Raw genomic sequence first — 22,546 nt, forward strand, 5'->3', positions numbered from 1 at the left:
AAATTTCAATTATTTAAAACTAAATTGGTCACCTGAGCTAAGCATTTTGATGCTGCTTCTGGAGTATATTGAGACATGATTTGTTGCGATTTTTTACCCATGTTCTCGATCGCAGTCGGGCGATCGATAAACTGACGCATAAGTTCGGCTAGTTTTTCCGGCTGATTGGGGTCAAATACATAGCCATTCTCACCATTCACTATGAGTTCTGACGTTCCCGCACCTGTGGAACATAAAACTGGTTTACCTAGTAGCATTGCCTCTAGTACCACTACGCCCCATGTATCTTCTAGAGTCGGTAGAACGAAGACATCAGCATTACGAAAATAAGCACTGATGAGGTTGTAATCTACTCTACCTACCCACTGTATGCAGTCAGTCAGATGATACTCTTGAGCGAATTTTTCTAGTTCTTCTTGTTGCGATCCATTGCCTACAACTTGTAATGTGTATTCTCGATATCCTTGTTGGTGAAGAATCTTGCAGGCTTCTAGCAGTATCTGCAAGCCTTTTCTGGGAATAATATGCCCGACGAAAAGAAAAACTGGTCGCTGGAGTTGAGAATTATCTAACTCAATATTTTCTTGAATTGCTAAGGTTTTGGTATCGGGAATTTCGTAAGGCTGAACGAAAACGCGGCTGTCTTTAGCGTTAAGAATATCTACTAAATACGCTTTTCCAGCATGACTGTTGGTAATGCAAGCATCAGCAAGCTTGACCATTAGTCGTCGAATTAATAAACGTAATGCTGAATTGCGATAGTCTACACCAGGCGAACTACCTTCATAGGCAATGATGACTCGCCACCAACAAAGCGGTTTTAATAGAAGTGCCAGAATGGTCCAAATGCCAAAAGAACTAGAAAAGATGGCATGAGGTCTAAGCCGCAGCAAGTGGAAAATAATCCTGGGAGACAGATATGTAAAATTAGAGCCATAACCTGTCGTCTCTCGCGCCGTTTCTAGCACCTGAAATTTGCCGACAACTTCTACTACAAATGAGTTCTCGAACCCTCGTGCAAACCCAGGAAAAAGTCCGGTAAATACTTTTGTTTGAGGAAATATCTGGGTAAATTGACCGATTGCTGGCTGCCAATAAAACCACGCAACAGGTAACAACCACGCAATACGAAAATTCTGATTACGATCCACCTAAGGATACCTCTAGAAATACAAATATCAACTGCACAATGCAGCCGGATAAAATGACTACCTAGCTGATTTTAATAACTTTGAATAATATCTTTGAATCTGTCTCTGATGGCATTCGTAAAGATGTCATCAGAAGATAAGACTTAAAAATATATTTATAATGTAACTATCTTTACAGCGATCGGCTTGTTTTTTTAGCGCTCGGCACTATCTCTTTACGCAAAATTTGAATTCTACGAGAATACACGTACGTTTTTTAAAGGAAAGGTAAAAATTTGAATCATGTCATGTACTGAACACTGGTGGCGATCGCAAGCTAGTCAATTGTTGCGTGTATTTGGTTTAAGTATTCCAGTTAATAAAACGCGCGTAAATATATGCAACTAACTCATTGATCGTTTTGCGCACGCCTGCACTGTAGCGCCACCAGTATTTCGGATCGTAATCGATGGGTGGCATGGCAATAATACCAACTTTAGTATTTGTTGCAGCTAGTGCTTGACGATACAGCAACCAGCTTCTTCTAGCATGTAAATCTAGTGTAAGTAAATCGATCGATTTTATTGGTATATTTGCCTTTTCTAACCATTGTTTAAAAGCAATAGCAGAAGCATAAGTTCGGTCTTTACGTACTTCTGGTGTCGGGACGGAAACGATTTTTTCAGGCTCTAATCCCAAGGTTTTTAAGGTTGCTGCCGCTAGCTCAGCATAATTTTTATACTCAGCCAAATAGCATCCTCTTTCGATGGGAATACCTGTAGTCACGATTTGGCGATAGGAACCGCGTCTAAATCTATTCAGCGCTTCTTTAACTGCATAATCTGGCAGCCATCCTTCAATGACCAAAACTTCAGCGTTAATTGGTTGATTGACCGCTAGAAATGATGGTAAGTTGCTAATACCGATAGTTAATAAACTTAGAGTTAATAAAACCAGAAATATCCATCCCCATACCGTAGGGAGCCATATTTCTTGTCGTCGAATGAGAGTGATATTTAGTAGTTTGAATTGCGATCGCTTTTTAGCAGCCATTAAAAATGTAGTTTTGCATAGCTTAGGGTGTAGAATCTACTTTAAACCAAAATTCGATTTCAGTAGGATTGGGCGAATAGAATTCGCGACTACACAAACAAAGTTCGCCTGCGCGAACTATAAGAAAGTTAACGATTTTTACGTTGATGTTGTGGTTTTACTAGTGTAAAGTTACTTTTACTGACTATCTACTGTTGCTGTCTTTTGTGCTTTTAAATAAGCAAACACAGATTTATCACCAATATCAGGTGGAATTGGTTGTACTGCCTTACGAATGGCAAAGACAACGAATAGTACAGCCCACGTACCAAGCATAATTTGTTCCCACTGGAGCGGTAAAATACCGCTTAAATGTCCTAACAATAAAATTGGTACTAGAGGTGTCAGAAATTTGGTTTCAAACCGATTAAAACAAAATGCTTCTTTAAAGTAAATTCCTGTTAGCGCTGCAAAAATAAACCCAACACCTAATAAAGTTACTGGATGTTCGTAAACTGTGACAGCTAGCGGCGTGCTATTGGTAAATGCGATCGCGACTGCGGCGATCGTTCCGATCGCCCAAAATATTTGTAGTACACGATGCAGTACTGCCAAGTATATATGAATAGTTAGCAAGCTAACACCCAATGCACCGCAAAAACAGAAAAATAGGGGTGTGAGTGCTGAAAAAACACTGGGCTGAGGGTTCAACAGAACTAGAGTGCTACTAATGGCAAAGCTAAGGGCGGCGATCGCTAAGCCAGTCCGATAGACAATCACACCGAGGCGATCGCTTTTGTCGATTGTAAACTCACCAAACTGACCTTGATATGTTTCGGATACTATTTGTTGAGTCATAACTTACCTCTCACTAATAACCACTTCTACTCTATCTCCCCAATGCTGCTGCAATTGTAACTGGGCATTGCCGCAATTGATGGCAATTTCTACCCAGCCATGACTACCAATTAAGGCGAGTGCCTCTCTAGGAGAGACGTTGCTGTAGGTTTGACACCCTGGGACGATTCGTTCGCCTAATCGTACTGTCCAAGTTTGATTTTCCACGTCGCTACCAGGAATATTAGTGACTAAATTGCCAAAGCGATCGATATATTGGATGCAACCAATTATTTCTGTAGAAGTATAGATTAACTGGGGTAAGTCTAACTGTAGTAGCGTAGCAAGATCGATTGCTTTTCCCAATTCTCTTAAGGGAACTCCACTCGCAAGATGCGCCCCTACTGGGGCAAAAATATCTCGTCCGTGAAAAGTCTTTGAGAGTTGAGGAGTACGCCAGTATTGAGAGTGAGTCAGTTCTACTGCGGCGATCGCAGGGCTTTGACTCAATATGCCGCTAAAAATTCCGTTATCCGGTCCCACTAAGAATCCATGCTCGAATTCTATGGCGATCGCGCGTCTATTGCTACCTACCCCAGGATCGACTACAGCCACATGCACGGTTCCATGTGGAAAATAGCGATAGGCATCCATTAAGCAAAATCTAGCCGCAGCGAGATGTTGGGGCGGGATCTCGTGGGTAATATCGATAACTGTCAGGCTGGGGTTGACTTGGGCGATCGCGCCTTTCATGACTCCTACATACACGTCACTGAAGCCAAAATCACTGGTTAAAGTCAAAATCCGGTTTGAATTCATCTGTATTACAGGCATTCACTAGAATATGTCTTAAAAATGTTTAAATTTATTTCTGTAGCTATTGTTACTGAAAAATCGGTATGTTAGGATAAGTCAACATAAACAAGATAAGTAAAAATAATGTTCTCTATGAGCAGAAATAAACAACAAGCTGTAAAACAAGCTGCCGAAGCTCACCGTCAGAATATTCAAAAAAGTCTACAACATCGTCTGGATGTTGCTAGAGCTAGCGGAGATGAGAATCTCATCCGCCAGCTAGAAGCAGAAATGAGATACTTCAACTGAAGCTGTACTAAAGCTTTGTGCCACTAACTTGATAAATTACAAACAACAGATAAAATACTGACATTCGCGGGATGCATCTCAAGTGCATCCTTTTTGTTTTCATATCCTTTGTTTGACTATCCGCGCGATCGCACTCAGAAGGCTGAGCATCAATTGGGAATAGCTATACTGGTTGGTTAAAGTTCCTACTCAAACACCAACTTCACCGAGGATATGCCTATGCAAGCGGATCTATTAGCCGTGATGACAGACGTATGGCACGTACTAACTAAAAATAATCGTTGGATGAGCTGGAATTTGTTTCTAGCTTTTGTTCCTTTAACTTTGAGTGCGTGGCTGTTTCTCAGAGGAAGCCAAAAACGGCGTTGGCTATTCTGTTTATTATTTATAGATTTGTTGACTTTCTTACCAAGTGTGCGTCATGTTTTCACTAATGTATTACATTTCAGTACGAGTATCGTTACATCTGAGCTAATATGGTTCGTACCCTTAGTTTGTATTCCTTTATATCTATTATTTATCTCATCCGGTAGAGAGCATTGGCAAACTTTTAACTGGTCAATTTTATTTTTAGTATTTTATGCTTTTTTGCCGAACGCACCGTATGTTCTAACTGATATCATTCATTTATATCGAGATATTAGAGATATTCACTCAGTCTGGCTAATTACTTTGGTTCTTATACCAGTATATGTATTATTTATGGGAGCTGGATTTGAGGCATACGTACTATCATTAATTAATCTAGGTTCTTATTTACAAAGAATTGGTAAAAGTACGTGGATTTTGGGGGCAGAACTCATCACTCACGCTTTGTGTGCGGTAGGAGTCTATTTAGGTAGATTTTTGCGGTTTAATAGTTGGGATTTCATCACCCAACCCGATATTCTCCTTACTGCTGTGGTTGAAGATTTATTTGGCAAACGTCCAGTTGTCATTATGATTGTTACCTTCGCAGTTATTACTGGTTTGTACTGGCTGATGAAGCAGGTTACGCTTAGAATTATGGGAAGAAATCGTCTAGAAGCTATTTCTACGGGGGAAAAGGACAAGGTTGATTTATTGTAAAGTAGAGACGCAAAATCTTACGTCTCTATTGCTTTTACACTCTATTACTTTTATGCTTTTACACTCTATTCCTTTTACAAAGGTACTAATTCGGGAAAATGTAGTAATAGTTGATCGTTCGTCAGTTCTTCGCCAAATTGAGCGGGAGAAAACTGAACTTGAATTGCCCACAATCTTTTTTGATAGTGCAGATTAATCAGGGCTTTCAATCCAGCCTTCATCGCATTTATATCTGCCAGATTAGTTTCTAATTCTGGCACTTCTCCGTCATAAACCACGCTTAGCATGACGACTAAGTTACGAGTAACGGGCAAGGAAAAAGATTCATCTGTAGTAGCGGGTGAACTTAAATCTGGTTCGCTTAAGTAACGTTGGGCAGAATCGGTAAATAATTCGTTGAAATAGTCGCTGGCTGCACCTTCATCCCAAAACACATCGCCTTCGTTTGCCCCAGAAAGCCAATACTCGTCATATTGCAGCAAGCTTTGACAAATTTCTGCCAAACCTTCGCCTACAACTTCAATATCGCCATCAGCGTCTATGGCTTCCCTTGCCTGACGGTTGAGAATTCCTAATAGCGGTGCTACTTCTTGCCCTGCAAGATGGAGAAATATCCGACAGCCAACAAACCGAGTCCGCCCTGACATCCGGTTAATCCGATCGCGCCATGAACTCATAATCTTCCCTCCATATCCTCTTACTCAATTTATCGCGCTCTCACAAATCTTTCTCCCCCTCGATCGCTAGATTTAAGGGAATGACGGTAAGATCGGAAGCAATACTTTTCGGTTAAGACTCGATCCCCCCAACCCCCCGATGAATTGGGGGGCTAAGAATGGTATTGTTTCCCCCTTTTTAAGGGGGATTAAGGGGGATCTCGAAGGGCTATGCATCATAACCAAGAAGTATTGAGATTGGAAGCAAAATTGTCAAGTCATGAATATCGGTATTATCGGACTAGGGTTGATTGGTGGCTCGTTGGGCTTAGACTGGCGATCGCAAGGACACAAAGTTTTCGGTGTCAGTCGGCGCGAATCCACTTGCGCGCAAGCGATCGCTTGTGGTGCTGTGGATACGGCTAGCGCCGATCTTACCAGTCTCAAAACCGCAGAAGTTATTTTTATCTGCACTCCTTTGGCAGCAATTCGCCCTACCGTAGAACAACTGATTCCCCACATAGATCCAGCAACAGTTTTAACCGATGTCGGTTCGGTAAAAGCCCCAATAGTAGACGCGATCGCCCCCTTGTGGCAGAATTTTGTGGGCGGACACCCAATGGCTGGAAAAACTGAGAGTGGGATTGAAGTTGCCCAAACAGGACTGTTTATCGGTAAGCCTTATGCGATCGCCGCGATTGATACTACACCACCAAAAGCCGTACAGGTTGTCGAGCAATTAGCGCGATCGCTCCAAGCTACTATTTATCATTGTCATCCAGCCGATCACGATCGCGCCGTCAGTTGGATTTCTCATTTACCAGTCATGGTTAGCGCCAGTTTAATTGCTGTTTGTGCAAGCGAACCTAACCCAGCAGTTCTGGAATTAGCTCAACAACTCGCTAGTTCTGGATTTCGCGATACGAGTCGCGTTGGAGGTGGGAATCCTGAATTAGGAGTGATGATGGCGCGGTACAATCGCCCAGAGTTGTTGCGATCGCTACAACAATACCGCGATCGATTAGATGAAATCGCGCAATTAATTGTACGAGAAGATTGGCAAGCTTTGGAACAGCAATTAAATTCAACTCAGCTAGATAGAACGAAGTTTCTTCGAGAGTAGCGACATACTTTTTAGTTGTGAGATTTTAGGTGAGATTTTAGTCAATTTTAGCCGATTCACCAATTGCACTAGCAATTCCACACTCTCTCAACAGGGAGGTGAATTTTATTTCATCTCTATATTTATTACTAATTTCTACTCATTAATGCCAACTTGTATCGGCTCGGAAGCTATAGAAAGTACTAGGCGGGACAAGCATTAGCAGAAATTCGGCAGCGATCGCAAATAGTTTCAGTCGATTGCTAAAAGCTCAACGGTAGATTGCAGGTTGCGATTATATTGTATTTCTAAGAATATTTATATAGCTATATAAATATAAATCGCTACGTGGATTCTCGAAAATGCAGGAACATAAAAAGAGGGTAGGAGGTCTTAAATTTGGGAATGCTTTATCTCCCATCTTCTGTATTCTTAATTTAGTAATTTATGTATATTGCGACACTGAAATTTACAGATAAATAATAGTAGATCTAAGGTTTATAACTCGTAGTGAAAAGTTATAAATCTACCTAGTATGTTTACATAGCTTAATGATATAGTGAGTATTTGTACTGCTGAGGGTAACTTCAATGCTAGACCCTGCTTTATGCGCTCGTCCTCTGAGCCAGTGGCTTGTCTTGAAGTCCACGCTTTCCCACTGGCTGATGACTCCCGTACTGGTTGTCATACCGCTAACAGCTTTTATTCTGCTAATCAAGTTTTTTCCCACATGGCGTTGGAAGCGTTACATGTTGGTGATGGGAAGTTTATCGTTAGTAGCTTACTTTCTTGCTAGTTTTCCGGCTACAGTGGCGATCGCCAGTAAGGGATTGATTGCTTTTTTACCTGAAGATCCAGGGAGAAAAGCGGACGCGATCGTGATTTTAGGTCGCGGTGCGTATATGAGAAAGTCTAGGGTAGAGGTTGCGACTGAACTGTGGAAAAGCAAACGCGCTCCCCTAATCTTTGCGAGTGGTGCAGGGGATGGGGCAGATATTGTGAAAATGCTCAAAACGGAAGGAGTCCCCAAGTCAGTATTGAAAGCCGAAAGTTGTTCTCAGACAACAGAAGAGAACGCACTATTTACAGCGGCGATGCTGCAACCACTGGGAGTGAAGCGAATTGTTTTGATCACGGACTCGCCACATATGATGCGATCGCTATTAACGTTTCGCAGTCTGGGGTTCACCGTTTTTCCCCGTCCTACTCCTTTGCCTGCAAACTTGCCACCCACAAGAAGGGCAATGATGATCTTCTACGAATACATGGGTTTATTTAACTATGGTATCAAAGGGTACTGGCAGCCTCAGAATGCACAAATAGAGCAAAACCCGTACATAGCTCAACAGCAAGCAGCAAATGGTTGACAGTTATCAGTTAAGAGTGGCTAGTGGCTAGTGGAACCAGTAGTAAATGGGTGTGGGGAATGCGTGAATGCGTGAATGCGTGAATTTTGAATTGTTTTGCTCCCTCAGCAACCTTGCGCTCCCTCCGCTCCCTCCGCTCTCTTCTCCCCTACTCCCTGCTCCCTTCATAAATAGGCAACTGTACCGTTAATGTTGTCCCCATACCCTCACCGTGGCTCTCTGCCCGGATTGTACCGCCATGTAGCTCGACTAATTGACGAGCGATCGCTAAACCAAGTCCTAAACCGCCGTAGGCACGAGTCATGCTACTATCTGCCTGTCGAAAATATTCAAATATGTAAGGGAGAAAATCTGCACTAATGCCTTTACCTGTATCGATGACTTGAATTTGGGTGTAGTTGGTAGTTGGTAGTTGGTTGACGGTAGACGCTGGCGCTACACTGCGTGAAGACGGTTGACGGTTGACAGTTAACGGTTGTTGCTCCCTCCGCTCCCTCAGCTCTCTGACTCTGCTCCCTGCACCGAAGCGCTCCCTGTCTTCCTTGTCTTCCTTGTCTTCCTTGTCTCCCTCAGCTCCCTCAGCTCTCTTCTCCCCCCTGCTCCCTGCACCGAAGCGCTCCCTGCTCCCTACTTCTGTAAGCGAGATCTCTATCTGTCCCCCAGATGGAGTAAATTTTACTGCGTTAGAAAGTAGATTCCATACGACTTGCTGGAGGCGGCTGCTATCACCCCGCACCAGTCCTACATTCGGGTTCAAACTGAGTTCGATCTGAATTGATTTTGCTTCTGCTGCCAGAACTACGGTATCTAAGGCGGATGTAATTGTATTTGCCAGATCGACTATTTCCCAATTGAGCTTCAGCTTTCCTCTCAGAATGCGGGAGACATCTAATAGATCTTCAATTAATTGTGCTTGCAGCTTGGCATTGCGTTCGATGGTATCGAGGGCGCGATCGAACGTCGCTGGATCTAATTGCTTTGTTCGCAATAGTCGCGACCAACCTAAAATTGGGTTGAGGGGGGAACGAAGCTCGTGGGAGACGATCGCCAAAAACTCGTCTTTAACCCGGTTTGCTTGCTCTGCTATTTCCTGCGCTGCCAATGCCCGATCGCGCATTTGGCGATATTCTTGGACTCTAAATGTGAGATCTGTAACATCTTGAATTGATAATAGGGCATAAAACTCATCACCCTCCAAGGCAGGCAACGAGGTGACAGTTGTATGCTGAATGCGCATTTGCCCTTGGGGTAGAGAGGCGGGAATTACGTGTTTGTGTAACTGAGAAGAAAAGATCGTGGGCGGTCCCCCTTGAAATATCTGCTGCAAGCGGTTGGCATACTGAGCTTGACGAAAGTGGGGATAGCGATCGCCGATACAAGTCCCTAACATTTCAGCTCTAGATAGCTTAGTCCATTCTTCTAAGCAGCTATTCCAAAACAAGATCGTTAGATCCGAACGCAAAATACAAGCCCCTAAAGGTACTTGGTCTAGAATACTAAACTTCTGCTGGGCTTGCTTCAGTTGCTCCATACTCAAAAATAAATGGCGATCGCCAAAAATTTCAGCGCTAAACTATCATCTCTAATACAACTATGCCACTTCTTCGATCGCTGCAATAAGTTGGTCGAACGTTTGCAATTCAAATATAAAAATAAGATCGCCAATCACTTGAAGCTGTTCGATTGTAAAACTTGCTTGCGCCAATACAATTGTGGAGTCATCTGGCTCAACAGCAGCAAATAAATTTTCTACAGTATCTTCCGTGTATGTAGGAATTAAGTAATTCATCCGCTGCTTCAATAGATTGCCCAGCGAACCTATTACGCCGTTGATGACAATATTACCTACCTCGGTTAAAGTGCCAATTTTCACTGCATCAAGATCGGGAGAGCCTAGATCTTCTCCTGTGAGAATAGATACGAGTGTTGATGCACTCTCGGTAGGAAATACTAGCTCTGCGCTGCCATTAATGGAGCCTGAAAATTCCAACCTTACAGTAGCTAAATAGTTACTATTAAATCTAGCAATTAATTCTTGCTGCAAATCTTCAACAGTGAATACCTGAATGAAGGGGATCTCCAGGCAGATGGGAAAACCAACCATTTCATTTAAGAGACTGGCAGCTCGACCCACGCCAATATTAATCAACTCTTTTAAAGCATCAATTTGGTCTACTGTCAACTGCTTCACGAGAGATATACCTCTAGAAGCTAAAAACTTGTCGGACGGTTTGGCGTAGCTCATCTTCTTTGGGTGGCTTATTGATAAAAGCAGCTGCTCCTAAGTTATATCCTCGCTGACGAGAACTTTCTTGAATATCTGCTGAGATAATAATTGTGGGAATAGCCAATCCCTGTTCTTTTAAAGTTTGGATCAATTCAAACCCATTCATATCAGGCATGAGAATGTCTGTTACCAAGCAATCTGGAGCGCGATCGCGAACGATACTTAATGCTTCTTTGCCGTTCGTCGCTTCCCAAATCTCATAGCCATCAGCTTGCAAAAATTTGCGAATCATCCGGCGGCTGAATGCAGCATCATCAACTATTAAAACAGATATCATTGCCGATCTTCTAAGCTATTCACTATCATATTATCGAAAAAATCAGCAGGAAGTATTTCACGCATCACTCACCAAAGACAAATTGCAAATAACAAATTTACATCTACCGACAGTCAGTGTAGTATAGGCTATCAAATATATGATGTATTTAATTCCTATCAGTCATGGAGTCACTCGAAATCGATGACGATATCAAAGCATTTTTAGATGAAAGTTACGAAAATCTGAATCAGATCGAGCAAGTTATTCTCGATCTAGAAGGTAATTCTGCAAATTCCGAACATTTAACTCGTATTTATCGCGCTCTCCATACAATTAAAGGTAATTGCGGTTTTTTACCATTGCCCAAACTAGAATCAGTCGCCCATGCAGGAGAAAATTTACTAGGCAAATTGCGGGAACAGCATTTCAATCTCAATCCTCAGATTGCCAGTACTTTACTTCAAACTGTCGATGCAATTCGCCAAATCTTAACCCAAGTTGAAGCGACAGGCAATGAGGGAGATGGTGATTATGCCGCATTAATCGCAGCGTTGCAGGGAGCGGGAGTCGGGAATCGGGAGTCGGGAGTCGGGGGGAAGAGAGCTGAGGGAGACAAGGGAGAGGGGAGAGCAATTCTAGCCACTAGCCACCAGTCACTAGTCACTGATAACTGTCAACCGTCAGCCGTCAACAATCAACTACCGACTACCGACTACCAACTACCAACTACCAATCCATCAGACTCTACAATTCGGGTGAATGTGGAACTGCTCGATCGCGTGATGAATTTAGTGGGTGAGTTGGTTTTGGCTCGTAACCAAATGGTACAATTTGCCGAGACTGTAGCAGACTCAGACTTGACTGCGACTTGCCAACGATTGAATCGAGTGACGGCTCAGCTACAGGAAGAGGTGCTGAAAACTCGGATGCAACCTATTGCCACGATTTGGCAGAAATTTCCTCGCGTGGTGCGCGATTTGGCGATCGCCTCTGGAAAGCAGGTGCAAGTAGAAATGAATGGTGCGGATACGGAACTAGACCGCACTATTCTTGAAGCAATTAAAGACCCTTTAACTCACATTGTCCGCAATTGTATCGCTCACGGAATTGAAACACCGGAAATTCGCAGCAGTCGCGGGAAGTCGATTCAGGGTAAGCTTGCTCTCTCTGCTTGGCATGAAGGTGGCACTGTTAAGATTGAAATTAGCGATGATGGTAACGGGATCGATCCGCAACAGCTCAAACAGCAAGCGCAAAAACTCGGAATTCTCAGTGCAGTCGAAGCAGAAAAGATCGGCGAAGCGGAAGCACTAAATTTGATTTTTGTCTCGGGTTTTTCAACAGCAGCACAAGTCACCAATCTCTCTGGACGGGGTGTCGGGATGGATGTGGTGAAAACCAATTTGGCAGCGATCGATGGCACGGTTGAGGTTAATAGCCAGGTAGAACAAGGAACAAAGTTTAAGCTGAAAATTCCCTTAACGCTGGCAATTATTCCTGCCTTGGTCGTTTATAGTGGGAACCATCGTTTTGCCATTCCTCAAGCAAGCATTCAAGAATTGGAGCAACTGGAAGTAGAGGCATCTTTGCTTGAGATTGAAACATTCTACGATATTCCTGTATATAGGTTGCGTGGCAAATTATTGCCTTTGGTCTATCTAAACCAAACATTACAACTACAGGCAGCAAGAGCCGATGCAGAGATTATTAATATAGTTGTTATCAATGCGGATAACTACTACTTTGGTTTAGTTATCGATGAAATTCAAGACATCCAAGATATTGTCGTCAAACCTTTGGGCAAACAACTGCGAGATGTCTCAGCTTTTGCGGGAGCAACAATTCTTGGTGATGGCAAAATCGCATTTATTATCGATGCCGTTGGTTTAGCAAATTGTGCTGGTGTGACTTCGCAATTACAGCAGCAACTGGCGATCGCCACAGCTACCGTATTAGAAGAACGCACGGGCGATCGCCAGTCGATCTTGCTTTTTCATGGCGGATCGGGCGCACGAATGGGTTTACTGATGTCTCAGATTTTCCGTTTAGAAGAATTCGATCCGAATGCGGTGGAAATTGTGGCAGATCGACCTGTAGTGCAATACCGAAATACAATTTTGCCTTTGATTTACTTGGATCGAATATTCGGTAATTCTGATTTTCCTGAAAGTAGATCCCCCCAACCCCCCTTGCCAAGGGGGGCAAAATCGCCTCAACTTGCCTCTGATGTTTCAGAAGGGCAATCTCCCCAACCCCCCTTGTCAAGGGGGGCAATCTTTCCCCAATCCTTGGAAAGGGAGGGTACAAATGAGCAAGATGATAAACTGCAAGTCATTGTTGTAGAGCTAGATCGAGAGCGCAGTCTTGGTTTGGTAGTAGAATGCATTCTCGATATTGTTGAGGAACCACTGGCGATCGCGGGTCATGCGACTCGATCCGGTATCCTGTATTTGGCAGCTATTCAGGGTCAAGTTACCGAGATTCTCGACCTGCATACAATAGTTCAAATTGTCTATCCGTATTTACTTCAATCAGTTAACTGTTAACTGTTAACTGTTATCAGTTATCAGTTATCAGCGATCGGTGATAATCAATCAACTACTTACAAATGACAAAAATTCAGCAATATTGTACTTTCTTTATTAACAAAATTCATTTCGGGATCGACATCAAACAGGTACAAGAAGTCATTCGTCTTCCTGAGATAAATCCCGTACCACTTGCGCCTGTTGATATTTGTGGTTTAATTAATTTGCGCGGAAAAATTGTGACAGTCATCGATTTACAATATAGGTTAGGAATGGGTCAAAGCTTGCCGTCTTCTATCTCTTATCTAGAGTTAGATGAAGAATTTTTGGCTCATAACATTATTGTTCAAACCAAGGATGAGATTGCTGGCTTGCTCGTAGAAGACATAGGCGATATGTTGGAATTTACATCAGATCGCTTTGAGCCTTTACCCGCTACGTTAACGGGTCAAATGCGGAAAGTATTACGAGGTACATACTCATTATCACAAGGATTTTTAATGATTTTAGATATTGAAAAAGTTTTAAAAGTTTAGATAAATCATTTCACGCAAAGCCGCAAAGACGCAGAGCGGATTCTCGTAGAATAGACGCAAAGAATACATTGCATACTCATATTTAAATTAGCAAGGGGTAAGTTCTACTAATGGCTGATGCTAATCAATCCAGTCAACCATCCACAGAAAGCTTAGAGTCTTCAGAAAATTCTGAAAGATTATCAAATAGAAAAGTAACTCAAACGGGTAGTAAAACTAGAACGAGTACTAGGCAAAGAAGCGAGAATAAAACGCAACTACAACCGCTATTGAAAGCTATACAAGCGGTAAAAAATGGCGATCTAACTGTGCGTTTATCTGAAGAAAATGGGTTGGGTGAAGTTGCCAAAGAGTTCAACCAAATGGTAAGTCAAATCGATCTTTTCGCAGGCGAAGTGACGCGGGTAACGTGGGAATTGGGGACGGAAGGCAAACTAGATGCTCGTGCTACCGTTGAGGGTGCTGCTGGGACTTGGAAAGAGCTAATCGACAACACAAATGCAATGTCTGCCAATCTCGCAGAGCAGATGAGAAGCATAGCTGATGTCACATCAGCTATATCTCAGGGTAATCTCTCTCAACAAATTGAAGCGCAAAATGCAGGAGAGTTTCAAGACTTGACGCAGAGCGTCAATCAGATGATCGCCAATCTCAAAGCTTCCATGAAACAGATTGCCGATATATCAACTACAGTCGCTTCTGCTGCGGAAGAAACAACAGCAGTAAGCACCGAAATGGCAGAAAACGCGACTCAAACTGCCGAACAAGCAACATCTGCTTCCGCATCCGCCGAACAAGTGAGTACCAATGCTACCAGCGTCGCTACAGCAGTAGAAGAAATGAACGCCAGCATCCGCGAGATTGCCAAAAACGCAGCTGTAGGAGCGCAGGTAGCCAATACAGCCGTTCAAACTGCCGATCGCACCAACGATACAATTACTAAATTAGGGCAAAGTAGCGGTGAAATTGGCAAAGTCATCAAGGTGATTACATCTATTGCCCAGCAGACAAATTTATTAGCGCTGAATGCCACAAGTAAAAAGTTGCGGGGCGCTCAAATTCCTATCCCCGCCGCAAGCGGACGGGGCATTACGGAATTTGCCCTTCGGGACGCACTCCCGCTGTGTTCATGAACGTGACAAGCCACGGGGAATCTACCCTTGATGAGATTGAAGCAGCAAGGGCAGGAGAGGCAGGTAAAGGTTTTGCTGTCGTGGCAAGTGAGGTGAAGGCATTAGCTAAACAAACCGCCAGTGCTACAGAAGATATCAGTCAACGAATTGAAGCAATTCAAACCGATACAAAGAGCGCGATCGAGGCGATCGTTCAAATTACTGATATTATCAATCAGATTAATGATATTCAAAATACGATTGCCAGTGCTGTAGAGGAGCAAACTGCAACAACAAATGAAATCTCCCGCAACGTTGCCGAAGCCGCCAAAGGTACTACTGATATTGCCAAAAATATTGGCATCGTCGCGCGTAACGCTCAAGCTACAACCGCAGGTGCTAGCAATACCTCCCAAGCAGCTAGCGAACTAGCCCGTATGGCAGTAGAACTGCAAAAAGTCGTAGATCGGTTTATTTACTAATCCAATGACTCATGACTCATGCCAAAAATCCGAGTTCTTGTAGTTGACGATGCAGTGGTTGTGCGCAACCGCCTGAGTAAGCTACTAGCTGAAGATCCAGAATTGGAAGTGGTGGGAGTAGCGGCGAATGGTCGCATTGCACTAGCAAAAATTGCTCAACTCAATCCTGATGTGGCGATTTTGGATGTAGAAATGCCAGAAATGGATGGCTTAGCAACTTTAGCAGCGATCCGGCAGACCTATCCTTATATTGCTGTGATTATGTTTAGCACTTTCACCCGCGCAGGGGCGATCGCAACTTTGGATGCTCTGTCTTTAGGTGCATCAGATTACGCTACCAAGCCGAGTCACTTAGGCAATATCGAAGCTATCCGCCAACATGTTTTTAACGACTTAGTACCGAAAATAAAACTGTTTGGGACAAAGCAAGTCAAAAGTCAAACTAGTAGGGGCGCACAGCTGTGCGCCCCTACCAACTTCCGACTCCCGACTCCCGAATTCGGAATTCCGAATTCCGAATTCCGAATTCTCCCGACTCCCAAAATCGTAGCCATTGGCGTTTCTACCGGAGGACCAAATGCTTTAGCCATATTACTATCGCAGTTGCCAGCAGATTTTCCCGTACCCATTGCGATCGTGCAGCATATGCCACCCATGTTTACTCAGATGTTAGCAGAACGGCTGGCTGCCAAGTCTCGCTTAAAAGTAGCTGAAGCTGTTTCTGGGAGCGTGCTGGAGCCTGGACAGGTTTGGATTGCCCCAGGAGATTTTCATCTCTCCGTGCAACGGGATGGCAAGGTTGTGCGCCTAGTCACCCACCAAGCGCCACCAGAAAACTCTTGTCGTCCCTCCGTCGATGTCTTATTTAGCTCAGTCGCAGAAGTCTTTGGTGCCAGCGCGATCGCAATTGTCTTAACAGGTATGGGTCAAGACGGATTGCGGGGTTGCCAACAGCTCCGCGAGGCTGGGGGGCGAGTTTTAGTTCAAGATGAAGCGAGTAGCGTCGTTTGGGGAATGCCTGGGTTTGTAGCTAACGCCGGACTTGCCGACCGAGTGTTGCCGATCGACCAGATGGCAGATGAAATGAGCCGCCTAGTGTGTAATAATACCTAAAATATAGTCAATATTTTTATCTAACAATGTTAAGAGTCTGTAACAAGCAGACAGCAGACATTAGCAACATTAATTTTCAGTATCTTTGTCAGCTAGTTTATCAACATGCGGCGATCGTGCTGGATGTCAGTAAAGACTATTTAGCAGAGTTACACTTAAAACCAATAGCAGAAACGGCGGGATTTGGTTCCTTAAACAGTCTAGTAGAGCATTTGCGATCGCATCCATTTAGCAATCTGCATGTCCGAGCGATCGAAGCTCTGCTCGTAACTGAAACATCATTTTTCCGCGATCGTTATCCATTTGAAGTACTCAAAAATTTCACGCTACCAGAATTAATCTCGCGACGGGCAAAAGAGCGATCGCTCAAGATTTGGTGTGGAGCTTGCTCTAGCGGTCAAGAACCCTATAGCCTTGCGATATTGATCCGCGAACATTTTCCTCTACTCACAACTTGGGATTTGCAGATAATTGCCAGTGACTTTTCTAGTCATATCCTTGCCCGCGCTCGTCAAGGTCGCTACAGCCAGTGGGAAATTCAGCGCGGATTGTCCGTCGAGCTGCGAGAGAAATATTTTCAGTTTCAGCAACAGCAGCAGAACTGGCAGATTAAAGACAAGATCCGCCAGATGGTTGAGTTTCGTCAAATCAATCTCATCCACCCGTGGTTATCAATGCCAGCAATGGATATTATCTTCCTGCGAAATGTATTGATTTACTTTGATACTGAGACAAAAAAATCTACTCTCAAAAAAGTTAGACAGCAATTAAGACCGGACGGCTACTTATTTCTCGGTGGTGGTGAAACCACAATTTATCTCGATGAATCGTTTGAACGAATACAGCAGGAAGGAGGCGTATGTTATCGTTTGCGGTAAGCATTTATCAGTTGTCAGTTATCAGTTATCGGTTATCAGTCAACTGTCAACCGTCAACCGTCAACCGTCAACCGTCAACACGTCCGTGTAGCGAGCGCGTTTCCCATCAACCGTTGTTTATAACTGGAATCGCCGAGTTGACTAAAGATAACAAAGTACCGTTTTGTTCTTGTCCGTTGGCGGCTAAATCGCTGTGACATAGATAAACTCTTTCTCCTACACGCCCAAGTAAATCGCGCAGAATTCGCCGCAGTCTTTCTGTGTCGGCGCTTAGATCGTCTTCTGCCGTCCAAGGACGACCGAATCGATGTTGTAAAAATAATGGCGCACCGTACAAAGTTGCCGCACCACCACGCGACCACAAGGGAGAGCCAGCATCCAACCAGAATTGCCAACGATGAAACCGCCGACTGGAACGATATTGGAAGATAGTTGCTAAGGTGACAGCACGACTAGCAGCACCAATCGGACGCACGGGATAAGAATTTGCCGTAATTGTACCCCGTCGTAGCAGTTGAATGAATTGGGCAATCGTAGTGTGAGCAGGAGTATCGATCCCTTCAGACTGCCGCAGTCGTGCATCGATTTCCCAATAGTGTTGAGCTGTTTCTAGTAATTCTCGTAATGCTGCTAGCTGGTCGTAGGGGAGGTTACTGCCTTGCCAGAGAAATTTCTGAATAGCGCGGTCGAGTAAAACAATGGGACTGGGGAGGAGCCGCTGTTCTTGCTGCGATCGCTGATCTTCAATCCACTGCACGATCTGAGCATAAGCTAAACTTGCCGCATAGCCCAAGCGATCCCAGCGATCGTAGGTCGTTGCTGGTAGTAAATTTGGATGTTCTGGGTGCGGTTGGAAACAGTAGTCAGCAATCAAGCCAGCACGGACAGGATCGATTTGGAATTCGGAATTCGGCAGTCGGAATTCGGAATTAAATTCTCCCTCAGCTCCCCTGCTCCCTACTCCCTGCTCCCTGCTCCCTACTCCCTGCTTTCCTGCCTCTCGCCTCGTACTCAAAACTACCAACATTTCCGCTACCATATCTCGATCGACTAAACGTCCTAAACCTGGGTAGACGAGGGTGAGGAGGGTGAGCAAAGCACGGATAATCGGAGAACTTGTCAATGGGCGTTGGTCGTTGAGGGATTCGACAAAGATCCCGTGTTTAGTCAGAATTTCTACTAGGGTATAACGGGCGATCGCATCTAAACCAGGAGCAATTAAAGCAATTTCCTGCGGCTGAATTTGCCCCGATTTAATTGCTTGAATGATGAAATCGGCAGTTTGTCGCAGTAAGTCGCCCCGCGATATGGTTTGGATTGCTTGCACTGACTCTGGTAACGAAAACAGCGCCAGTGGTTCCGTGACTAACTCTACTACTGGCGTTGCCAAATCGTCAGCCAGTGCGATCGAGGAAGGTTGGATAAATTCTATCTGACAGCGCTTTGCTAAGCCTTGCAAGTATTCGGGATCGGCTCCTAGTCCCAAACGCACGGCTCCATCGGGATTATAAGTAAACGCACCAACCGCTCCTCGGTCGAGGAGAAACTCAAACAAATCGCGGGCTATAGCTGGATAATCATCGACATCATCCGCCAGAATGTAGCGATAGCGTCGTAGTAAATGCTGCTGATAGTAGGGATCGCCTAAAAGATACTTGCTGTAGAGTTCTGTCGTGATTCCATAAGTTAAAAATCCCCTCTCCCAACACCAATTGCGCCAGTTAAGAATGAGGGAGTCGGGAGTCAGGAGAGTGGCTAGTGGCTGGTGGCTAGTGGCGCGTAGTTTTTCTCCCTCAGTTCCCTCAGCTCCCTCAGCTCCCTCAGCTCTCTTCTCTCCCTCTGCTCCTCTGCTCCTCTGCTCCTCTTCCAGTGCTGCGAGAATACACCCCACATCTTCGATCGCAGTGCCGCTATTTGCTGCTAACTGCAAGATATCCAGCAGGCGACGCACCCAACGAGACTCACTTACCCCTGCTGGACGGGGAATTTCATCTAGCTGCTGTCGCCACAGGCGCGTGGCTAATTCCTGTTCGGTTTCTGGGCGCAACCGCACGGGAAACTGAGCTTTCAGCCCCAAAATCTGGAGCAGCAGGGGCCAAAATAAAGTGACTTCATCTTGAAAAAAACCTAATAAGGTTTTAGCGCGAATCGGATATTTACCATCTGTTGCTGCCGCTAATTTATCTCGTAATTCCCGCCGATTATCGTCATTTGCTGCTAAGACTAAAACTGCTGGTTCTCCTTGATGGGGATATAAGCGTTGTCGTCCCCAAGAGGACTGTTGGCGATCGCCTGCTTGCAACCACGTACAAAACTGTTCGACTAAACGAGTTGTTTTGCCACTGCGAGTAGAACCAACCATCCAAACCGAAATAATTCGCACTAACTCTATCCTCGGAGATTTGTTAATATACCCGGTATGTTAATCAGTGACCAGTGACCAGTGATCAGTGACCAGTTATCAGTCATCAGTGACTAGCGAGCGATTGCTGGTGACTAGACATTAGAATTCAACCACTAGCCACTAGCCACTAACCACTATAAACTTGACTCAAGGCTGGCGATGAGAAATTATAGTTGGACGCAAAAAATTTATGCTTTCTTACGCTCTGCCCAACAGTGGTATTTTGACACGCCAGAGCGATCGCTCGATGAAGCTTACAAAGCTGCACTTCTAATTAAGACGATCGAAGATGAGCATTTTGGTGGTCGGAAAATCTCACCAGAATTTGCCAGTTTCGGGCGCAATACGATGGCGATGTTTGAGTCAGATCTGAAAAAACATCTGAAAACGATTCGCATGAGACTCGTTGAGTTTAATGCCAGTCGTACTATTTTTGGAGATTCTAATCAAACCATTACTAAATTATCTAGGCAAGATGGGATAAATTCCAACAGAGATTCTTTTGCTATACAAGCAAGAAATAATCCAAGTTTAATTTTAGAAAAACTTAGATTTATTGATGAAATCGCATCAAGATATCAGGAAGAACAAACAGAAACCCTTCCTGCACTTAAGCCTCAGATTATGCGATCGGATGCGGTTTTCAATAATCGCGATCTTCAAGGAACTCAAGAAAAACTTCGCTCCAACTCCATTGAAAGTTCAGAGAAAAATAATAAACCTAGTAGTAAAACTGAAGAGACAGGTGTATTACCTCGCTCGATCTTGAGTACCTTGAACCGACTGAAAGTAGAATTAGATCCGAGCGCTGAAGAAGAAGTTGTCAAAAATTTTCGTACTTCGCAAAGAAGAACTCTCATTTCAGTTAGATTAGTATTATTACTAGTTATAGTTCCTTTTCTAACTTTTCAAATTTCAAAAAATCTAGTTATTGGACCGCTTGTCGATCGCTTCCGCAATCCCGAACAGGCTACGATGTTCCTCAACTATGAGATGGAAGAGAAAGCATTAGAAGAAATGCGGAAGTCTGAGGAGAGACTGAGATTTCAAAGTTTTTTAAATGGAGGCGAGGAAATCTCTCCAGTTGAGATTGAAAAGAGATTACAGGAGAGAGTAACAGAAATTGCTGAGGAATTTCGTGCCGAAAGTTCTAATGCAATTAAAAATGTTTTTGCCGATCTACTCTCAGTTGGGGCTTTTATTTGGCTGCTACTCATGAGCAAGCGAGAACTCGCTGTTTTGAAAGAGTTTTTCGATCAAATTGTTTATGGTTTAAGCGATAGTGCCAAAGCATTTATTATTATTCTATTTACAGATGTATTTGTTGGATTTCACTCTCCCCACGGTTGGGAAGTTATTTTATCTAGCGTATCGCGACACTTAGGATTACCAGAAAATCACGATTTTATCTTCTTATTTATTGCGACATTTCCCGTGATTCTCGACACAATTTTTAAATACTGGATTTTCCGCTATCTCAACAGAATTTCTCCTTCTGCTGTGGCGACTTATCGCAATATGAATGAATAGTAGGATAAAAGTCAAAAGGCAAAAGTCAAAAGGCAAAAGGCAAAAATTTGTAGAATGTGTTAGATAATGCACTGAAAAGACAAAAATTTGTATGTAATTTTAAATGATTAAAATACATACAAAATAGCCTGCCTCCACGGCAGGCTGATTTGTGAAGCGTTATTTCATCTCAGCGAACTGACTGCCTGAGATGGCAAACTGTAACTAACTACAGGAGAAATTCCGGCTAAATCGAGAATTTGGGGGATCAAATCTTCTCGTTTCACTGCCATCATATGCACGCCGTCGCAAAGTTGACGGGCAACTTGCACTTGTTCGGCAGCAATTTTTATCCCTTCTGCTAAAGGCTCTTTGGCTTGGGCAAGGCGATCGATAATATGTTCGGGAATGTTTACGCCAGGAACGCAGCGATTGATAAACTGAGCATTTTTAGCCGATTTTAATAAGAAGATACCTGCTAAAACTGGCTTGTTACAACCAGATGCAATCTGACTCATAAACTTTTCTAGGCGATCGAAATCAGTAATCAACTGACTTTGAAAAAACTGCGCCCCTGCTGCTAATTTGCGTTCAAATCGACTCTGCAATCCCGACCAACTTTTGCACTGCGGATCGACAGCCGCACCAACAAATAGATCTGTCGCCCCATCTGTCAAAGGCTTATCGTCGCAGTCTAAACCTTGATTCATTTTGCCGATCAGTTGTAGCAGTCGTACCGATTCCAGATCGAAGACACTTTTAGCATCAGTGCGATCGCCTGCTTTGACAGGATCGCCAGTTAAAGCCAAGATATTGTGAATGCCAAGGGCATGTGCGCCTAGCAAGTCAGCTTCTAAGCCAATGCGGTTGCGATCGCGGCAGGCAACTTGACAAATCGGTTCGATTCCTTGCTGGGAAAGAATAACAGATGAGGCAAAAGAAGACATCCGTACTACGGCACGGCTACCATCGGTGATATTAACTGCGTGTACCCGTCCTTTAAGCGCCTGCGCCATTTGTAGCATGTGGCTGGGATTGCCACCCTTAGGAGGGGCAACTTCAGCTGTCACTAAAAACTCTTTGGCTTTGACGGCTTTGCGAAATGAATTTAAACGGGTTGTATTATGCATCAGATTTCAGTT

General features: G+C 43.9%; 21 protein-coding genes. 11 read left to right on the plus strand and 10 right to left on the minus strand.

Annotated elements, in window-relative coordinates; translation table 11 throughout:
- Positions 1–5 precede the first annotated feature (5 nt).
- The 4 genes from QH73_RS13735 to QH73_RS13750 all read right to left on the minus strand — a co-directional run bounded on the left by QH73_RS13735 (position 6) and on the right by QH73_RS13750 (position 3,818).
- Positions 6–1,151: a glycosyltransferase family 4 protein gene (locus QH73_RS13735; protein WP_039713334.1), complete on the minus strand. Its 1,146-nt coding sequence runs from the start codon at positions 1,149–1,151 to the stop codon at positions 6–8.
- 342 nt (positions 1,152–1,493) lie between these two features.
- Positions 1,494–2,183, minus strand: a complete 690-nt coding sequence (locus QH73_RS13740) for an ElyC/SanA/YdcF family protein (RefSeq protein ID WP_039713333.1) — start codon at positions 2,181–2,183, stop codon at positions 1,494–1,496.
- 177 nt (positions 2,184–2,360) lie between these two features.
- Complete coding sequence (locus tag QH73_RS13745) at positions 2,361–3,020, minus strand: DUF2301 domain-containing membrane protein (RefSeq protein WP_039713332.1); 660 nt, start codon at positions 3,018–3,020, stop codon at positions 2,361–2,363.
- A gap of 3 nt (positions 3,021–3,023) precedes the next feature.
- Positions 3,024–3,818, minus strand: coding sequence for an SAM hydrolase/SAM-dependent halogenase family protein (locus tag QH73_RS13750; RefSeq protein ID WP_374189032.1), 795 nt, complete (start codon positions 3,816–3,818; stop codon positions 3,024–3,026).
- Positions 3,819–3,947: 129 nt separating this feature from the next.
- Here QH73_RS13750 and pirA point away from each other — a divergent pair, with 129 nt between their 5' ends.
- The gene (gene pirA / locus QH73_RS13755; RefSeq protein ID WP_165587694.1) at positions 3,948–4,103 is read left to right on the plus strand and encodes an arginine synthesis PII-interacting regulator PirA; all 156 of its coding nucleotides are present in this window, start codon (positions 3,948–3,950) and stop codon (positions 4,101–4,103) included.
- 219 nt (positions 4,104–4,322) lie between these two features.
- Positions 4,323–5,171 (plus strand): DUF1361 domain-containing protein, encoded by an 849-nt coding sequence (locus QH73_RS13760; protein WP_039714473.1) that lies wholly within the window; start codon positions 4,323–4,325, stop codon positions 5,169–5,171.
- A 74-nt stretch (positions 5,172–5,245) separates the two neighbouring features.
- Here the strand turns inward: QH73_RS13760 and QH73_RS13765 are convergent, their stop codons facing one another.
- Positions 5,246–5,848 carry a DUF1517 domain-containing protein gene (locus QH73_RS13765; protein WP_039713330.1) on the minus strand — a complete coding sequence of 201 codons (603 nt, stop codon included), beginning with the start codon at positions 5,846–5,848 and terminating at the stop codon, positions 5,246–5,248.
- A 259-nt stretch (positions 5,849–6,107) separates the two neighbouring features.
- On the opposite strand from QH73_RS13765, the gene QH73_RS13770 reads away from it, so the two are divergent.
- Complete coding sequence (locus tag QH73_RS13770) at positions 6,108–6,950, plus strand: prephenate/arogenate dehydrogenase (protein ID WP_039713329.1); 843 nt, start codon at positions 6,108–6,110, stop codon at positions 6,948–6,950.
- 569 nt (positions 6,951–7,519) lie between these two features.
- The gene (locus QH73_RS13775) at positions 7,520–8,296 is read left to right on the plus strand and encodes a YdcF family protein (RefSeq protein WP_039713328.1); all 777 of its coding nucleotides are present in this window, start codon (positions 7,520–7,522) and stop codon (positions 8,294–8,296) included.
- A gap of 148 nt (positions 8,297–8,444) precedes the next feature.
- Here the strand turns inward: QH73_RS13775 and QH73_RS13780 are convergent, their stop codons facing one another.
- From QH73_RS13780 to QH73_RS13790, 3 genes are read right to left on the minus strand one after another with little or no spacing between them, the layout of a single operon-like run.
- Positions 8,445–9,827, minus strand: a complete 1,383-nt coding sequence (locus QH73_RS13780) for a sensor histidine kinase (protein WP_039713327.1) — start codon at positions 9,825–9,827, stop codon at positions 8,445–8,447.
- 60 nt (positions 9,828–9,887) lie between these two features.
- Positions 9,888–10,541, minus strand: a complete 654-nt coding sequence (locus QH73_RS13785; RefSeq protein WP_236147007.1) for a chemotaxis protein CheC — start codon at positions 10,539–10,541, stop codon at positions 9,888–9,890.
- Positions 10,501–10,860, minus strand: a complete 360-nt coding sequence (locus QH73_RS13790; protein ID WP_039713325.1) for a response regulator — start codon at positions 10,858–10,860, stop codon at positions 10,501–10,503. The genes QH73_RS13785 and QH73_RS13790 overlap by 41 nt, the downstream gene beginning before the upstream one ends.
- A 164-nt stretch (positions 10,861–11,024) precedes the next feature.
- Between QH73_RS13790 and QH73_RS13795 the strand changes: the two genes are divergently transcribed.
- The 6 genes from QH73_RS13795 to QH73_RS13820 all read left to right on the plus strand — a co-directional run bounded on the left by QH73_RS13795 (position 11,025) and on the right by QH73_RS13820 (position 17,491).
- Positions 11,025–13,388 carry a chemotaxis protein CheA gene (locus QH73_RS13795; protein WP_039713324.1) on the plus strand — a complete coding sequence of 788 codons (2,364 nt, stop codon included), beginning with the start codon at positions 11,025–11,027 and terminating at the stop codon, positions 13,386–13,388.
- A gap of 62 nt (positions 13,389–13,450) precedes the next feature.
- Positions 13,451–13,906 (plus strand): chemotaxis protein CheW, encoded by a 456-nt coding sequence (locus tag QH73_RS13800; RefSeq protein WP_039713323.1) that lies wholly within the window; start codon positions 13,451–13,453, stop codon positions 13,904–13,906.
- Positions 13,907–14,016: 110 nt separating this feature from the next.
- Complete coding sequence (locus QH73_RS28180; RefSeq protein WP_286194109.1) at positions 14,017–15,039, plus strand: methyl-accepting chemotaxis protein; 1,023 nt, start codon at positions 14,017–14,019, stop codon at positions 15,037–15,039.
- Complete coding sequence (locus tag QH73_RS28810; RefSeq protein ID WP_063777299.1) at positions 15,036–15,500, plus strand: methyl-accepting chemotaxis protein; 465 nt, start codon at positions 15,036–15,038, stop codon at positions 15,498–15,500. Before QH73_RS28180 ends, QH73_RS28810 begins: the two co-directional genes overlap by 4 nt.
- An 18-nt stretch (positions 15,501–15,518) precedes the next feature.
- A complete protein-coding gene (locus QH73_RS13815; RefSeq protein ID WP_039713322.1) occupies positions 15,519–16,613 on the plus strand; it encodes a protein-glutamate methylesterase/protein-glutamine glutaminase in 1,095 nt (364 codons plus the stop codon).
- Positions 16,614–16,639: 26 nt separating this feature from the next.
- Complete coding sequence (locus QH73_RS13820; RefSeq protein ID WP_039713321.1) at positions 16,640–17,491, plus strand: CheR family methyltransferase; 852 nt, start codon at positions 16,640–16,642, stop codon at positions 17,489–17,491.
- A 106-nt stretch (positions 17,492–17,597) separates the two neighbouring features.
- Here QH73_RS13820 and QH73_RS13825 read toward each other — a convergent pair whose 3' ends face one another.
- Positions 17,598–19,853 (minus strand): recombinase family protein, encoded by a 2,256-nt coding sequence (locus QH73_RS13825; protein WP_039714472.1) that lies wholly within the window; start codon positions 19,851–19,853, stop codon positions 17,598–17,600.
- A 201-nt stretch (positions 19,854–20,054) separates the two neighbouring features.
- On the opposite strand from QH73_RS13825, the gene QH73_RS13830 reads away from it, so the two are divergent.
- Positions 20,055–21,425: a proton extrusion protein PcxA gene (locus tag QH73_RS13830; RefSeq protein WP_039713320.1), complete on the plus strand. Its 1,371-nt coding sequence runs from the start codon at positions 20,055–20,057 to the stop codon at positions 21,423–21,425.
- Between the two features lie 164 nt (positions 21,426–21,589).
- Here QH73_RS13830 and QH73_RS13835 read toward each other — a convergent pair whose 3' ends face one another.
- Positions 21,590–22,534, minus strand: a complete 945-nt coding sequence (locus tag QH73_RS13835) for a methylenetetrahydrofolate reductase (protein WP_039713319.1) — start codon at positions 22,532–22,534, stop codon at positions 21,590–21,592.
- Positions 22,535–22,546 lie beyond the last annotated feature (12 nt).

Origin of the sequence: Scytonema millei VB511283, from assembly GCF_000817735.3 — a bacterium.
Classification (GTDB): domain Bacteria; phylum Cyanobacteriota; class Cyanobacteriia; order Cyanobacteriales; family Chroococcidiopsidaceae; genus Chroococcidiopsis; species Chroococcidiopsis millei_B.